Origin of the sequence: Luteolibacter arcticus, from assembly GCF_025950235.1 — a bacterium.
In the GTDB taxonomy this organism is placed as follows: Bacteria; Verrucomicrobiota; Verrucomicrobiia; order Verrucomicrobiales; family Akkermansiaceae; genus Haloferula; species Haloferula arctica.
The window spans coordinates 536,316-549,480 of the sequence record NZ_JAPDDT010000004.1 but is presented as its reverse complement, the minus strand read 5'-3'; the positions used below and the strand labels follow the sequence as shown (position 1 = coordinate 549,480).

Genomic DNA, 13,165 nt, shown 5'->3' with positions numbered 1-13,165 from the left:
AAGCGCTCGCTTTCAACCCAGCGTCAATGTCACCGGGCAGTGATCGGAGCCGGTGACATGCGGTAGGATCGAGGCCTCCTTGAGGTTGCCGAGCATGCCCTTGGTCACACCGAAGTAGTCGATCCGCCACCCGACATTGTTGGTGCGGGCTGCGCCGCGGAAGCTCCACCACGAGTAGGCACCGGCCTTGTCCGGGTAAAAGTGGCGGAAAGTGTCGTGGAAGCCGCTGCCGAGGAGCTTCGTGAAGCTGGCGCGTTCCTCGTCGCTGAAGCCGGCGTTCTTGCGGTTTTCCCGTGGCCGGGCGAGGTCGATTTCGTTGTGGGCGACGTTTAGGTCGCCGCAGAAGATGACCGGTTTACCGGCCGCCTCGAGCGCCAGCAGGTAGAGGCGGAAGGCCTCGTCCCACTGCAACCGGTAGGGCAGGCGCCGGAGTTCGTCCTGGGCATTCGGGGTGTAAACGTTCACCAGGTAGAAGTCGGGATATTCCAGGGTCAGCACGCGGCCCTCGCGGTCGTGATCGGCGATATCCATGCCGTGCTTCACGGCGATGGGCTTGTCGCGGGTGAAAACGGCCACGCCGGAATAGCCGGGTTTTTCCGCGGAATTCCAGAAGCTGTGGTAGCCGCCGAATTCCAGCGGCAACGCGACCTGTTCCTCGCGGGCCTTGGTTTCCTGAAGGCAGAGGATTTCCGGGCGCTCGGAGGCGACAAATTCGGGGAGGCCTTTTCCGAGGGTGGCGCGGATGCCATTGACGTTCCAGGAGACGAGTTTCACGGCCACGAAGAAATGCGGAAGCCGGGGGGCGAATCAACCCCGGAGACACACTTTGAAATTGATTGGCCAAGCCGCTCGGACGCGCTAGGGTCCGCGCCCCGAGCGGGATGATATGGCTGTAGAAGGACTCGAATTGGCAAAGGCGTGCGCGAAAGCGGCGGACGAAATCCAGGCGGACAAAATCCGTGTGTGGGATCTGCGCGGGCTCTCGAATTTGACCGATTTCATGGTCGTCTGCTCGGGAACCTCGATGCCGCACCTGCGGGCGGTCCTGCGGGACGTCCGCGGCCACGTGGAAGAATGGCACGGCGCGAAACCGGCAAATTCCGAGGGCAACGCCGACACCAAGTGGGTCGTGCTGGATTACATCGATGTGATGGTCCACGTGATGCACGAGGAACTGCGCGACTACTACGGTCTGGAAGACCTGTGGGCGGACGCGAAGGAGATCGATTGGAAAGGGTGAGCGATTGGCCGCTTCCTCCGGGCGCGGGCATGCGCTAGGGATGAGGCTGAAACATGAACATACTCCGATGGATCGCCCCTGTGTGGGCTTTCATTCAGACTGCCACGGCCGGACATTCGACTCTCACGGCGACCTATCAGCCGCTCATTGGGCACTCGACGATCGACATCGTGATCGCGGAGGTGACCTGCCTCCATTGGTATTCGAGCAGTGCGTCGTCGTCGTTGGATTTGATCGACCAGCGGAACGTCCCGCCGACGGATAATCTGGAGCAGGCCAAGGAGGATTTGAATCTGGCTTCGATCTGCGGATTGAAGTTTTCGCTGAACGATCAGGGGGCTCAGAACCCTCCGCCGCCAGAGGTGACGCTGGACGCTACGAAGTTTGTATTGGCCGAGGGGTTAGCCAGCGGCCTCGCCGAGGATCGCGACAGGATCAAAGGGAAGATCGTCTGCGCATCCTTGGAATGTGTTCGCCGATGTCTGGGCGAGCGGCGAGCCAAGGCACCGGTAATTCTCAAATGCGGTGAGGCGGACAAGGAGTGGCTGGGGAAGATCGTCGAGGAATTCAATGCGCATGACCGCAGCAAGGAGTTCTTCACGCCCTCGGAGGGTTTGTGATTGGGAATCTTGGGCTTCCAGCCTTGCGTCTTTCGCCGTCCGGTCTTCTGTCTCCGCCTGTGCGCATCGAGATTCTGACGACCGGGACGGAGCTGCTCTTGGGAAAAGTCCTCAACACCCACGGCAAGTGGTTCGGTGAGGAGCTGTTCAAGCTGGGCATGCGCGTCCAGCGCCTGACCACCGTGCCGGACGGCGAGGCGATCACCCAGGCCTTGAGGGAATGCGTGTCGCGAGCCGATGCCGTGATCGTCACCGGCGGCCTCGGGCCGACCAGCGATGACCTGACGCGCGAGGCGGCGGCGGAGGTGCTGGGGATCGAGCTGATCGAGGACGAAGCGGCGATCCGCTCGCTGGAAGCTTTCTTTGCCGTGCGGAACAAGGTGATGGCCGACTCGAACCGCAAGCAGGCGCAGGTGCCTGTGGGCGCGGATGTCCTTCCCAATCCCAATGGGACGGCACCGGGGCTCTACATTCCGCCGCGGCTCAATGGTGCGGCGAACTGCGCGGTGTTCCTTTTGCCGGGGCCGCCGCGTGAACTCTATCCGATGTTCCGGGCCGAGGTCGCGCCGCGGCTGATCGCCTTGGCGGGCCTGGCGATGCCGCCGGGACTCCTTGAAATGAAGATCACCGGGGTGGGGGAAAGCGATCTCCAGCAGGAAATCGATGCCGAGCTTGCCGCGATTCCCGGCTTGGAGGTCGGCTACTGCGCGCGGGTTGGCGAAGTGGACCTGCGGCTGATCGGTGACCCGCCGGCCATCGCAGCGGGCCGGGAGATTACCATGGCGAAGTTCGCAAAGAACATCTTTTCCGAGGACGGCTCGTCACTGGAAGCCACCGTGGTCCGGCGGGCGACCGAGCGCGGCCTGAAGCTGGCCACCGCGGAAAGCTGCACCGGGGGCTTGATCGCAAACCGGATCACCGACGTGGCCGGCAGCAGCGCGGTTTTCACGCATGGATTCGTCACCTACGCAAACGAGGCGAAGCGCGATGTGCTCGGAGTTCCGCAAGAACTTCTCGATGCCCACGGTGCGGTCAGCGAGCCGGTGGCCCAGGCGATGGCCGAGGGCGCGCTGCGTGTGAGCGGCGCGGACATCGCGGTCGCGGTGACCGGCATCGCCGGCCCGGACGGCGGCACGCCGGAAAAGCCGGTCGGTACCGTCTGGCTGGCATGGGCGGCGAAAGGCCGCGAGACGATCGCTTTGAAACAGATCACCCCGCGCAACCGCAAGGACTTCAAGCTGGCCGTCAGCCAAGCGGCGCTCGACGGAATCCGCCGGCTGATTCCTTAGAACGGAATGTCGTCCGAGGCGTCCGGTTCGTTGTCGAACTGGGAGTCGAAGCTGGAATTGTGGCGTCCGCCGTCGTCGCTGGCGGAACTGCCGCCGGACCCGTCGGCCTTGGTCAGTTTCCAGGCGTTCAGGTTCACGTAGAAGCGCTCCTTGTATTCGCTGCCGCGGATGTCGAAGGCGACCTTCACCGAGTCGCCGATGCTCACGCCATCGAGCATCGAGATCTTGTCCTTCACGCACTCGAACTTGAGCATCTGCGGATACTTGCCGTCCGGGACTTCCACGACGAATTCGCGCTTGGCGAAGCCGCTGGCAAAGGTCTGCGTGTCGTAGAGGTGCTTGAGGGTGCCTTCGAGTTCGAATGTTTGGGCCATGGCGAGAGAAATGTTAGAGTCGGCGGTAGCGGAGCACCTCGAAGGCATCGTGCGATTCGACGGGCTCGGGTTCTTGGAAAAGGTGGGCGAATTCGGGAAAGCGGGTGTCGCCGGGGTAGGGATGGTGGACGTGGGAAACGAGGAGTTCGTCGAGCTGCGGAAGGAACGCCGCGTAGATGCCGGACCCGCCGATGATGAAGACGTCGCCGTCGAGGTCGAGCGTGGAAAGCTGCTCTGGCCCTTGGATTGTTTCCACCCCGTCCGCCGACCACGATGGATCGCGGGTGACGACGATATTGCGGCGCTTCGGCAGCGGCCGGCCGATCGAATCGTAGGTTTTCCGGCCCATGACGATCGGGTGGCCGGAGGTGGTGCGCTTGAAGAACGCGAGGTCCTCGGGCAGGTGCCACGGCAAGGTTCCGTCACGCCCGATCACCCGCTCCGGGGTCATGGCGACGATGGCGATCAGGCGCATCATGAGTCTTCTTCGGCGTCGTAGTGGAATCGGTGCAGCACGCGATGTGCGACCGGCGCGACGAGGAAACCTGCCAGCGCGATGAAGACCAGCCCGGAAAACAACGCGTAGCAGCCGGAGAAGATTTTTCCCATGTCATTCGGCATGGGATCGACCGGTCCCATGCCGCCGAGGATCATCGAGGCATTGAGAAAGGCATCGACCCACCCGAGCCCGCCGATCCAGTGGTAGCCGGCGATGCCCACCATCAGCGCCGAGCAAATGATGCCGCCGGCGATCGCCGCACTGCGCAGCATCCGCAGCACGAAGTGGCGGTTACTGATCGGGGGCTGCTCGCGGTGCTCGAAGCGGAACATGGGTCAAACCGAGACCTCCGCCTTGATGTGCGGGTGCGGGTCGTAGTTTTCGAGCCGGAAGTCGTCAAAGGTGAAGTCGTCGAGTTCGCGGACCTTCGGATTGATCCACATTTTCGGCAACGCGCGCGGTGCGCGGGTGAGCTGCTCGTTCGCCTGGTCGAGGTGGTTCTTGTAGAGGTGCAAGTCGCCGAAGGTGTGGATGAACTCGCGCGCCTCGTAGCCGCAGACCTGAGCCAGCATCATCGTGAGCAAGGCGTAGGAGGCGACATTGAAGGGCACGCCGAGGAACAGGTCGGCCGAGCGCTGGTAGAGCTGGCAGGAGAGGCCGGGGCGATCCGAGTCCGGCTCGTGGACGAAGAACTGGAACAGGCAATGGCAAGGCGGCAGCGCCATGCGGTTGACCTCGCCGGGATTCCACGCGACGACGAGATGGCGGCGCGAATGCGGGTCGCCGCGCAGGCCGTGGACGAGCTCGGCGATCTGATCGACGGTGCGGCCATCTTTATCCGGCGTGGGGAAGGAGCGCCACTGGCGGCCATAGACCGGGCCGAGTTCGCCGCTTTCATCGGCCCACTCGTCCCAGATGCGCACGCCATTCTGCTGGAGGTAGGCGACGTTGGTGTCGCCTTTCAGGAACCATAGCAGCTCGTGGATGATCGAGCGGAGGTGGAGCTTCTTGGTCGTGAGGCAGGGAAAGCCCTCGCGGAGATCGTAGCGGGCCTGACGGCCGAAGACGGAAAGCGTGCCGGTGCCGGTGCGGTCGCGGCGTTCCTCGCCGTGCTGGAGGACATCGCGCATCAAGTCGAGGTAGGCTTTCATGAAAGCAGAATGAGCAGTGGTTGGCGGAAAATCAATCAATCGTCTCGTCCGGGCGAGCGGCGCATCGACTTCTTTTGCGAGGTCTTGCGCTTCTCCACGACCGAGCGCTGCTTCGAGCGGCGGGAGAGCGGGCGGTTCTGGCGGCGGAGCTTTTCGACGGCGTCGATCTGAGCCTGGACCTTTTCCTTGCGGATGCCCTCCAGCCGGTCGCACAGGTCGTGCCGGGCTTGGAAGCGGTTCATTTCCCGCGACCGGTGGGCCTGGCACTTCACCTCGATGCCGCTCGGGACATGCTTGAGGTAAACGCAGGACGAGGTCTTGTTGATCTTCTGCCCGCCAGCGCCGGAGCCGAGGACGAACTTTTCGACAAGATCGTCCTCCGCGATGCGCAGCTTGGCCATCCGGGCGTCGAGGGCGGCTTGCTTTTCGGGACTAACCAAGGGCAGGGCAGTTCTGGACGCGGGCTTTGTAGGCGGCTGCCGCAGCGGTGATTTGCGGGGAAAGGTTCGCTTCAGGCTTGGCGAACGGCGGGACGAACCAAGGAAAGGTGCCGATGAGGTCGGTGGCGACCGCGACCTCGCCGTCACACGTATGGTCGCCGCAGCCGATGCCGATGGTGGGCACTGCAAGCTGCGAGGTGAGCCATTCGGCGGTCTTTGGCACCACACTTTCCAGCACGATGGCGAAGACTCCGGCATCGACGAGGGCCTGCGCTCCCTCGAGCAGGGCAGCGCTTTGCTCGGGGGTCTTGCCCTTTTTCCGGTAGCCGCCTTCCTCCAGCACGCGCTGCGGCAGCATGCCAAGATGACCGCAGACGGGAATGCCGGCTTCGACGATGGCCCGGACTTTGGAGGCCTGGCGGAGGCCGCCTTCGAGCTTCACGGCCTCGGCACCGGCCTCGACGAGCTTGCGGGCGTTTGCCAAGGCGGTCGCGGGATCGGGGTAGGTACCGATGGAGAGGTCGCCGATCACCAGCGCCTTTGGCTTCGCACGAGCGACTGCCGCCACATGGTGAAGCATGTGCTCCAACGTGACGTGGGTGGTGTTCGGGTAGCCAAGGACGACCATGCCCAGTGAGTCGCCGACCAGCAGGGCGTCAATGCCCGCTTCGTCGAACAACCGCGCGGTGGGGTAGTCGTAGGCGGTCAGCATCGTCACTGGCGGACCGGCGTGCTTCCGGGCGGCGAGGGCAGCGGCTTTTTCGGGAGCGGACAAGGGTTTGGAAAAAATTGAGAGATTGGGGAGATCGGGGATTTCCACTACCACACTGCCTGCACGGTGGCGAGCGGCGGCTCCTCAGAATCAAGGTGGCGGAGGTGTTCCGCAATCGAAACTTGATCGCCCGGCAGCACCAGTTCCGGGTGGAGGTCGGTCAGTGGCTGGAGCACGAAGCGCCGCGAGGTCAGCCGGGGGTGGGGGAGATCGAGGATTCCGCCATCGATCCGCTCGTCGCCGAAGTAGAGGATGTCCACGTCGATGACGCGCGGGGCGTTGCGCTCTGGATTTGCCGCGCGGCCGAGCCGGAATTCGATCCCTTGGGTTGCGTCCAACAAGTCATGGGCGGTTCCCGCGTAATCGAACTCGACCACGGTATTGTAAAAGTCCGGCGAATCGGGCGGGCACGCGACCGGTTCGGTCTGATAGACCGGGGCCTGCCGGAAGCTGCCGGGCGCGGCGAGATTCTTCAGCAAGTCACGGGCGTCCTGCAGGTGACGCAGGCGGTTGCCGAGATTCGAGCCGAGGGCGACGCCCACTTTGGAGACAGAAGACTTCAAGAGGACAGGCAGAAGACTGGAGGTTGGATCGACGTGGCCTTTCTCAAGTCTGAGGTCTTCAGGTGTGGCGTCTGTTGTCTCACCTCAGCCCCAGCACGTCCTGCATGTCGTAGAGGCCGGCCGGCTTGTCGTAGAGCCAGACCGCGGCGCGGACGGCACCGGCGGCGAAGGTCAGTCGCGAGCTGGCCTTGTGGGTGAGCTCCACGCGCTCGCCATCGGCGGCGAACATCACGGTGTGGTCGCCGACGACATCGCCGCCACGCAAGGTGTGCATGCCGATTTCCCGCGGCGGGCGCGGGCCGACATTGCCGAATCGCCCGTGGGCGACGTCCTTGTCGTAACTGGTGGCGGTTTCCTCGTTGAGGATCTCCAACAAGCGGCGCGCCGTGCCGGACGGGGCGTCGATCTTGTGGCGGTGGTGCATTTCCGTCACCTCGATGTCGAAGCGATCCTGCGTAAGGATCTGCGCGGCCTTTTGCGTGAGCCAGAAGAGCGTGTTCACGCCGATCGAAAAGTTCGGCGCGTAGACGATCGGCAGCTTCGCCGAGGCCTCGCGGATCGCGGCGCGCTCGTCATCGGTGTGGCCGGTGGTGCCGATCACCAGATGGGTGCCGCTTTTCAGGGCAGCCTCCAGCAGCTCGCCGGTGAACTTGTGCATCGTGAAGTCGATGACCGTGTTCGCCTGGGCGATCGCCGCGACGAGGTTTTCGCCGGCGTCATGGGTCGCGGTAACCAGGACGGCGGGTTCATGGCTGGCAGCCTGGATGACGGCTTGGCCCATGCGGCCGGACTTTCCGGTGACGAGAAGTTGGATCATAAGGAAGCGTCTCTTTCAGGGCTGTAATTGCCATTGGGGCCCGGTTCGTAAAGCCTGAGTCCAAGGATGGGTGCCATTAGCGCGAAATGCTTGTCAGGAGCGTAAAGGCGGCAGCCTTTCCAGAGCGAGAAGGTCGCGATGAGCACGTCATTCCAAGGCGCGGTCACGGCGTGGGTGCGGAGCTTCGCGTAGTGCGCTGCGGAGTCGAGCCAAAGGCGTTCATCGGTGCGGAGCCAAGGAAGCAGGGAAAAGTCCCTGCCAATCGCTTCGCGGTGTTCTTCCAAGGCCCCGCCGAGGATTTCCATCGCCACCGGCCCGCAAACGGCGGCCTGCATTTCATTCCGCAGGTTCGCGACCGCGAGCTTCACGCCCAGATCGCCCTTCTTGCGGAAGAATTCCACCCAAGCACTGCTATCGATCAGCACCATCGGCGGAATGGTCCTCCAAAGGGGCGGACTCCAGTTCTTCGTTGGTCATCGGGAAATCGAATTCACCTGCCATGACCCGGCGGGTGAACTCATTGATTCTTCCACGACGCAGGAAGTCCGTGGCGGCCTTGAGCACGGCCGGACCCTTCTTGGTCTCGCCGGTGTATTTCATCACCTCGTCGAGGACCTTCTCGTCAATGTCGATGGTGAGTCGCATGTGGAAAGATTCCTCAAATAGATGAAAAATCCAATGCTGAAATCATGCTTTAGCCTCAAGAAAGCAGCGAGAAATCACGAAGAAGCTTCCGGAGCTGTTCGAGCCGTGCGTCATCGAGCGGCGCAAGGGGCAGGCGGAGTTCTCTGCCGCAGTGGCCTTGGAGAGCTACGGCTTCCTTGATCGGGACGGGGTTCACTTCCAGCGACATCAGCCCGCGGAAGAGGGGATACCACTTCTTCTGCTGGGCCAGGGCGGCGGGGAAATCACCGTCGAGGCAGGTCTGGACGAGCTTCACGAGCACTTCCGGGACGAGGTTGGCGGCGACAGACACGAGGCCGACCGCGCCGCAGGACATGAAGGGCAAGGTCAGCGGGTCATCGCCGGAAAGGATCGAGAAGTCCGCGGGGACGGCTTGGAAGAGCTGGTTCACGCGCTCGACGGAGCCACCGGCTTCCTTGATCGAGACGATATTCTTGCAATCCGCGGCGAGGCGGGCGGTGGTTTCCACGCCGATCTCGATGCCGCTGCGGCCGGGAACGCTGTAAAGCATCACCGGCAGCGAGGTGTTTTCTGCGACGGCGCGGAAGTGAAGGTAGAGGCCTTCCTGGGAGGGCTTGTTGTAGTAAGGGCAGACCTGCAGGGTGCCGGTCGCGCCGACCTTCTCCGCGGCCTGGGTGAGCTCGATCGCTTCCTTGGTCGCATTCGCACCGGAGCCAGCGATGACTTGGCAGCGGCCGGCGGCGTACTCCACGGCGAGGCGGATGATCTCGATGTGTTCGTCCGTATCGACGGTCGGCGACTCACCGGTGGTTCCGACCGGCACGATGCCCGTGATTCCAGCGGCGACTTGACGGTCGATCAGGGCTTTGAAAGCGGCCGTATCGACTCGGTCTTCGCGGAAGGGTGTAATGAGCGCGGTGTAGGTGCCTCGGAAGGTCATGGCGCGCGGAGAATGAACATCCCGCGCCGCTCTTCAACCCCTGATGGCGGTTTCGCCGCGGAAAATCAGGCCGGCTCCTCGACCACCTTGCCGTCTCTCCAAACGATGATGGGGAGGCCCAAGCGCCGGTGCTCGGCGCGGAGCTTGCGAGCAGCGCGGTGCTGGGCCAGCAGCGCTTGCCGCATGTCGTCCGGAAGTTCGGACATTTTCATCGGCCGCAATGGCGTGGGCTGTTTCGGCGCAATCATGAACCTGTGAGGAAGGCTTCGACGTCAGTGATAGCGTGGGTTTCGGAGTTTGCCAAGGCGCTAAACCGGAGGGCTTCGGAACTCCACACCCCCCAGCGATCCGCCAAGGGGAGGTAAAGTTCGATGAGATTCTTCATGATGCGGTCGTAGCGGCGCATGATATCGACGATGGGGACGTTATGGCCGCCTTTCTTCACCCGCTGGCGCACCCGCGCCAACGACACCTTGGCGCTGGGAATCCATAGGAAATGCAGCGTAATACAGTAACCGGCATCCTTGGCGCGCTGGAGAATGTGAGCGTGGGAACGACCCGAAAGCGTGGACTCCAAGGCGAAATCTTCGGCGGAGCTTGTAAGCTCGGCGATCTCCCCCAGCAAGATGCGGCCAGCTTTCCGAGCAACCCGGTCCGGGTCGAAGGGCGATAGGCCGCGCGCGATTTCGTCGGCATTCAAAAACCTCAAGCCCTTGAGGTCGGTTGTGAGAATTTCTCTCGCGAACGTCGTCTTCCCCGCGCCGTTCGGACCGCCGATCAGAATGAGCTTGGGCTGTTTCATGGAGCGCAGCCGTTAGGAATAAAGCCGGTCTCAAATCTCAATGTCGCCTTCGAACACGAAATCCGCTGGGCCGGTGAGGGTCACGTTCCTGAACGTCGTCTCGCCAGTTTTCTCAAAACCGATCTCCAGCGTGTCACCGCCCTTCACATCCACCTTGATCGGCGACGGCGCGCCATCAAGCAGGTGGTGCATCAGCGCGCAGGCCACCATGCCGGTGCCGCAGGCGAGGGTTTCGTCTTCCACGCCGCGCTCGTAGGTGCGGATTGCGATGTGGCCGGGCGCGAGCACGGTGGCGAAATTGGCATTCGTCCCGGCCGGTGCGAAGCCACGATGGTAGCGGATCGCCGCGCCATGGCGGACAACCTCGGTGCCGGGCAGATCGGCCACGAAGACGACCACATGTGGCACGCCGGTATTGATGAAGCGCAGCGTGCCCTCGAGGCCGGGAATCACGACGCCGGTGTCGAGCTTGAGGTCCTTCGGCTCCGACATCGCGATGCGGATGTCGTCTTCCACCAACTCCGCGGCGAGCTTGCCGGCGATCGTTTCAAAGGTCACCCGGTCCGCTTCTCCCTCCATCAGGGCCGCGGTGAAGCGTCCGAAGCAGCGTGCACCATTGCCGCACATCTCGGCCTCGCCGCCATCGGCATTGTAGTAGCGGAACTTGAAATCGGCACCGTTCTCCGCGGGCTCCACGGCCAGCAATCCATCGGCCCCGACGCCGCGATGGCGGTCGCAGAGATGCTCGATCTGGTCCTTGGTCAGCGAGGTGGCGAGATCGCGGTTGTCAATGACAACGAAGTCGTTGCCGGCTCCGTTCATCTTGTAGAAATGCAGCAACATGGAGATTGGGCGATTGGGAAATTGAGATGATTGGGGGGCATCAGACAGCCTTGGTGGCGGCGATCAGCGGGGAAACGAAGTCCCGGACGGCCTCGGCGGCGCGGGTGGGATTGAGTTCGATCTGTTTCACAATGGCCGAGCCGACGATCACCCCGTCCGCCGATTTCGCAACCATGGTCGCCTGGTCGGGAGTGGTGATGCCGAAGCCGACGCAGACCGGCACCTTCGCGTCCCTGCGGATCTTCGCGACCTGTTCGCCGATGCCCTCGGAAGGAACACCATGCGCCCCGGTCACGCCGGTGCGGGACAGCGCGTAGATGAAACCCTCGGCGCTTTCGGCAAGTAGCTTCACCCGGTCGTCCGGCGTCGTCGGGGCGATCAGGCGGATGTGCTTCAAGCCCTCGCCGCGGGCGAGGTCGTCGTTTTCCCTCGCCTCATCTGGTGGAAGGTCGAGCAGCAGGATCCCGTCCGCTCCGGCCGCTGCGGCATCGGCGTGGAATTTCTCGAAGCCGTAGGTAAAAATCGGATTGAGGTAGGTGAAGAGCACGATCGGCGTCTGGTGCGTCTCGCGGAATTTTCGGATCAGCTCCAGCGAGCGCGGCGTGGTCATGCCGGCCTTGAGCGCGCGGTCGGCGGCCATCTGGTTGACGATGCCGTCGGCCAGCGGGTCCGAGAAGGGGAGCCCCAGTTCGATCACGTCCGAGCCGGCGTCGGCGAGGGCTTTGATCACCTCCAGCGAGGCTTCGAAGGAGGGATCGCCGGCGGCGACATAGGCGACGAAGGCTTTCTTTCCTTCCGAGCGGAGCCTATCGAAGGCGGCATCGATGCGGTTCATGGGCCGCGGAGACTTGTCGCTTGCCGTGCCTCTGACAAGCGCGGAGGCGGGGTCAGGCGACCCGGGCCAAAGCCTTGGCGAAGTCTCCGGCGACCAGCGCGGGGGCGTCGATCACGAGGCCCGGAAAATTCGGGCTCTCAAGGGACCCGTCGGCGGCGGGCTGGATTTCCACGAAATCATCCCCCTGGAGTTGCCACCAGACGATACGTTTTTCGGCCACGATCCACACCAGATATTCAAGCGCGCCGGACCGGAGGTAAGTGCGTTTCTTCTGGTGGAGATCGTAGGAAGCAGAGCTGGAGGCAATCTCCGCGACCAATTCCGGTGCCCCGCAGATATAGCCGTCCAAGTCGATCCTGGCCTGTCCACCGTCACGCATGAGCAGCAAGTCGGGCTGTGGTTCGTTGAGCATGTCGAGCCGGACGGTGCTGTTGTCGGCGACTTTCAGGTCCGCGTATCTCGCCGCGTAAACCTGCAGGAGGGTTGCTAGATTCACATGGGGGATCCCATGATGTTCGGCGCGGACGGGAGGAGCCATATAAACAATGCCATCAATGAGTTCCGCCTTTTTGAGTTCCGGCATCGCCGCATAACGCCGCTCGAATTCGGCGCGCGAAAGTACGTCGCCCGCCTGCAAGGGCGGGGTAGGGGCTTTTTCGAGGACGGCCATGTTGGGTTAGAATAGCGTTCTTCCAGCTCAAGGCAAGGCGGCAACCCTCGGGCGGGCTTGTGAAAAATTTCACAAACGGGCTTGAGAGCGGGGCAGGGGGGGGGCATCGTCTGGCCGCACGACCATGGTCAGCGACTCCACCCAGACGGCCCACGCGGCCTACGATTCCAAGATCGAGGGCAACATCATCTTCACCCGTGTGGATGCCGCGATGAATTGGATGCGAAAGAATTCCATGTGGCCGATGCCCATGGGACTCGCCTGCTGCGCGATCGAGATGATGGCTTCCGCTTGCAGCCGCTTCGACCTCAGCCGCTTCGGCATGGAGGTGATGCGCTTTTCTCCGCGCCAGGCCGACGTGATGATCGTGGCCGGGACTGTGACCTACAAAATGGCCCTCGCCGTGAAGCGGATCTGGGACCAGATGCCGGAGCCAAAGTGGTGCATCGCCATGGGCGCCTGCGCCTCCTCCGGTGGGATGTATCGCTCCTACGCCGTGCTGCAGGGCATCGACAAGTTGATCCCGGTGGACGTCTACATTTCCGGCTGCCCGCCGCGGCCCGAGGCACTCATCGAGGGCCTCATGAAGCTCCAGGCGAAGATCGAGGGAGATCCCGCTTTCTCGAATCAGAAGAAGGAGTTTTTGGAAGACATCGCCTGATTTT

The 13,165-nt window shown here is 63.0% G+C and carries 21 protein-coding genes; 4 read left to right on the top strand and 17 right to left on the bottom strand.

Annotation, left to right across the window (positions count from 1 at the left end; all coding sequences use genetic code 11):
• Positions 1-12: 12 nt before the first annotated feature.
• The gene (locus OKA05_RS13020) at positions 13-774 is read right to left on the bottom strand and encodes an exodeoxyribonuclease III (protein ID WP_264487583.1); all 762 of its coding nucleotides are present in this window, start codon (positions 772-774) and stop codon (positions 13-15) included.
• A gap of 112 nt (positions 775-886) precedes the next feature.
• On the opposite strand from OKA05_RS13020, the gene rsfS reads away from it, so the two are divergent.
• The 3 genes from rsfS to OKA05_RS13005 are packed head-to-tail and all read left to right on the top strand — an operon-like array spanning position 887 to position 3,149.
• Positions 887-1,240, top strand: coding sequence for a ribosome silencing factor (rsfS, locus tag OKA05_RS13015; RefSeq protein WP_264487582.1), 354 nt, complete (start codon positions 887-889; stop codon positions 1,238-1,240).
• A gap of 53 nt (positions 1,241-1,293) precedes the next feature.
• Entirely contained in the window at positions 1,294-1,860 is a 567-nt protein-coding gene (locus OKA05_RS13010; protein ID WP_264487581.1) for a hypothetical protein, read from the top strand.
• A 59-nt stretch (positions 1,861-1,919) separates the two neighbouring features.
• Positions 1,920-3,149, top strand: a complete 1,230-nt coding sequence (locus OKA05_RS13005) for a competence/damage-inducible protein A (RefSeq protein WP_264487580.1) — start codon at positions 1,920-1,922, stop codon at positions 3,147-3,149.
• On the opposite strand, the gene OKA05_RS13000 is transcribed toward OKA05_RS13005, so the two are convergent.
• From OKA05_RS13000 to OKA05_RS12925, 16 genes are all read right to left on the bottom strand, one after another.
• Positions 3,146-3,523, bottom strand: coding sequence for a DUF3127 domain-containing protein (locus tag OKA05_RS13000; RefSeq protein WP_264487579.1), 378 nt, complete (start codon positions 3,521-3,523; stop codon positions 3,146-3,148). The genes OKA05_RS13005 and OKA05_RS13000 overlap by 4 nt on opposite strands.
• A gap of 13 nt (positions 3,524-3,536) precedes the next feature.
• Positions 3,537-4,001, bottom strand: a complete 465-nt coding sequence (locus tag OKA05_RS12995) for a dihydrofolate reductase (RefSeq protein WP_264487578.1) — start codon at positions 3,999-4,001, stop codon at positions 3,537-3,539.
• On the bottom strand, positions 3,998-4,354 hold the full coding sequence (locus tag OKA05_RS12990; protein WP_264487577.1) for a hypothetical protein: 357 nt from the start codon (positions 4,352-4,354) through the stop codon (positions 3,998-4,000). The genes OKA05_RS12995 and OKA05_RS12990 overlap by 4 nt, the downstream gene beginning before the upstream one ends.
• Before the next feature lie 3 nt (positions 4,355-4,357).
• Positions 4,358-5,173 carry a thymidylate synthase gene (locus OKA05_RS12985; protein ID WP_264487576.1) on the bottom strand — a complete coding sequence of 272 codons (816 nt, stop codon included), beginning with the start codon at positions 5,171-5,173 and terminating at the stop codon, positions 4,358-4,360.
• A 35-nt stretch (positions 5,174-5,208) separates the two neighbouring features.
• On the bottom strand, positions 5,209-5,613 hold the full coding sequence (locus OKA05_RS12980; RefSeq protein WP_264487575.1) for a peptide chain release factor family protein: 405 nt from the start codon (positions 5,611-5,613) through the stop codon (positions 5,209-5,211).
• Positions 5,606-6,388: a 3-methyl-2-oxobutanoate hydroxymethyltransferase gene (gene panB, locus OKA05_RS12975; RefSeq protein ID WP_264487574.1), complete on the bottom strand. Its 783-nt coding sequence runs from the start codon at positions 6,386-6,388 to the stop codon at positions 5,606-5,608. Before panB ends, OKA05_RS12980 begins: the two co-directional genes overlap by 8 nt.
• A 44-nt stretch (positions 6,389-6,432) precedes the next feature.
• Complete coding sequence (gene folK, locus OKA05_RS12970; RefSeq protein WP_264487573.1) at positions 6,433-6,948, bottom strand: 2-amino-4-hydroxy-6-hydroxymethyldihydropteridine diphosphokinase; 516 nt, start codon at positions 6,946-6,948, stop codon at positions 6,433-6,435.
• A gap of 79 nt (positions 6,949-7,027) precedes the next feature.
• Entirely contained in the window at positions 7,028-7,765 is a 738-nt protein-coding gene (gene dapB, locus OKA05_RS12965) for a 4-hydroxy-tetrahydrodipicolinate reductase (protein WP_264487572.1), read from the bottom strand.
• On the bottom strand, positions 7,762-8,193 hold the full coding sequence (locus OKA05_RS12960) for a PIN domain-containing protein (RefSeq protein ID WP_264487571.1): 432 nt from the start codon (positions 8,191-8,193) through the stop codon (positions 7,762-7,764). Before OKA05_RS12960 ends, dapB begins: the two co-directional genes overlap by 4 nt.
• Positions 8,177-8,410, bottom strand: coding sequence for a type II toxin-antitoxin system VapB family antitoxin (locus OKA05_RS12955; protein WP_264487570.1), 234 nt, complete (start codon positions 8,408-8,410; stop codon positions 8,177-8,179). Before OKA05_RS12955 ends, OKA05_RS12960 begins: the two co-directional genes overlap by 17 nt.
• Before the next feature lie 55 nt (positions 8,411-8,465).
• Positions 8,466-9,350, bottom strand: a complete 885-nt coding sequence (dapA, locus tag OKA05_RS12950; protein WP_264487569.1) for a 4-hydroxy-tetrahydrodipicolinate synthase — start codon at positions 9,348-9,350, stop codon at positions 8,466-8,468.
• Positions 9,351-9,415: 65 nt separating this feature from the next.
• Positions 9,416-9,562, bottom strand: a complete 147-nt coding sequence (locus OKA05_RS12945; RefSeq protein ID WP_264487568.1) for a hypothetical protein — start codon at positions 9,560-9,562, stop codon at positions 9,416-9,418.
• 32 nt (positions 9,563-9,594) lie between these two features.
• Positions 9,595-10,152, bottom strand: coding sequence for an ATPase (locus OKA05_RS12940; protein WP_264487567.1), 558 nt, complete (start codon positions 10,150-10,152; stop codon positions 9,595-9,597).
• Positions 10,153-10,182: 30 nt separating this feature from the next.
• The gene (gene dapF / locus OKA05_RS12935; protein ID WP_264487566.1) at positions 10,183-10,995 is read right to left on the bottom strand and encodes a diaminopimelate epimerase; all 813 of its coding nucleotides are present in this window, start codon (positions 10,993-10,995) and stop codon (positions 10,183-10,185) included.
• 40 nt (positions 10,996-11,035) lie between these two features.
• Positions 11,036-11,830 (bottom strand): tryptophan synthase subunit alpha, encoded by a 795-nt coding sequence (gene trpA / locus OKA05_RS12930; protein WP_264487565.1) that lies wholly within the window; start codon positions 11,828-11,830, stop codon positions 11,036-11,038.
• Positions 11,831-11,882: 52 nt separating this feature from the next.
• On the bottom strand, positions 11,883-12,500 hold the full coding sequence (locus OKA05_RS12925; protein ID WP_264487564.1) for a Uma2 family endonuclease: 618 nt from the start codon (positions 12,498-12,500) through the stop codon (positions 11,883-11,885).
• Positions 12,501-12,624: 124 nt separating this feature from the next.
• Here OKA05_RS12925 and nuoB point away from each other — a divergent pair, with 124 nt between their 5' ends.
• The gene (gene nuoB / locus OKA05_RS12920) at positions 12,625-13,161 is read left to right on the top strand and encodes an NADH-quinone oxidoreductase subunit NuoB (protein ID WP_264487563.1); all 537 of its coding nucleotides are present in this window, start codon (positions 12,625-12,627) and stop codon (positions 13,159-13,161) included.
• The last annotated feature ends 4 nt before the right edge of the window (positions 13,162-13,165 follow it).